Annotated in this window: 1 protein-coding gene; it reads right to left on the reverse strand. The window is 59.9% G+C overall.

Going from position 1 to position 1,226, the window contains the following annotated elements; translation table 11 throughout:
- Positions 1 to 1,023: 1,023 nt before the first annotated feature.
- The coding region (locus JMA46_RS16715; protein WP_207346475.1) for a hypothetical protein at positions 1,024 to 1,226 on the reverse strand (203 nt) is incomplete at its 5' end.

Genomic DNA, 1,226 nt, shown 5'->3' on the forward strand with positions numbered 1-1,226 from the left:
AGCTAAGACCCACAGCGCCGATGGTACTGCATTCGAGAGGATGTGGGAGAGTAGGACACCGCCGGACAACACCAAAAACAGGTCGAGGCCCCACACCACACGGTGCGGGGCCTCCCTGCATTTAAACCACCACACCACAAACCTTCTCGAGTTCCTCCATCCCGGTATTCCGCAGAAGAACCACGATGCACTAGCCGGCCATGTTCCTTGAGCTGACGGGTTCCTCGAGCCGGCCATCTTCCTTGAGCTGACGGGTTCCTTGAGTTGACGGGTTCCTTGGGTTGACGGGTTCCTTGGGCTGGCCGCACCGCTCGGGCTGGCCTGCTGGGGCTCTCTATGAACACACGGCCGGCGTGGTTGCTGGAAGCTGTCGAGTCCTGTCTGCCATGGCAGGCACTGGCGTCCTGGCTCAGTCGGGACGGGCCGCAGCACGGCGATGATCGTAGGGGGGGGTGGAACGGGCGGATTCAGGACCTCACTGACATCTGCGCTGGGCGTGCTGGCCGTGTCCCTCTGTGGCAGGCTGGAGCGGTGCCAGTGTTCGTCGTGTTTGCCTTGACACCCCGCCCTCTACTGCCGGCCATTGCAGCGTTCTTGTTGTGTGCGGCTGATGGTAGGTGGTGTTCTGGCTCTGGTGTTGGCCGTAGCGAACGTTTTGGAAGATCCAGGTGCTGGCTTTCTCTGGTTGTAGCTCCTTGGTATGGGTGAGCCTGGGCGTGCCCGGCATCGTCCTGTGCGATTCTTCGCACAAGCTCGTGTAGCTGCTGGTTCTGGAAGGGCCGTGCGTAGCCGGTGTTAGTGTCAGCGCTCAATGAGAGCCTTGGTGGGGTCAATACTTGGTGGGGTCGATAGTGGGTAGGACGGCACTGCTGCAGTCCCGTTCGGAGCCCCATGGATGGCTCTTTTGGTCGCTTCTGGGGGGCGGTGAAACGTGAGGTGACCCACTACCGTGTTGCGTTCTGCGGTACGACCTGGGGAGTTGATCAGGAAGCGGCTTCTTTGACTTCCCCGGAATCACGGCGATTACAGGACCATTTGCTCCAGTGACGGCGAGTGGGCTTCGCTGGGAGGATCTGTCGTGGCCGGCGGTAGGGCCTTCTGGTGGGGGTTGTGGATTTGGGTGTTGTTGTTTTGGTGTGTATTGTTTATCGAGTTGTCCTGATGAGGGGCGGCGGGTTTAGCGGGATTGATGGCTGTTGTTTTGGTTGTTTTTCTGGTGGTTGTGT

Origin of the sequence: Arthrobacter sp. E3 (genome assembly GCF_017353415.1) — a bacterium.
GTDB lineage: Bacteria > Actinomycetota > Actinomycetes > Actinomycetales > Micrococcaceae > Specibacter.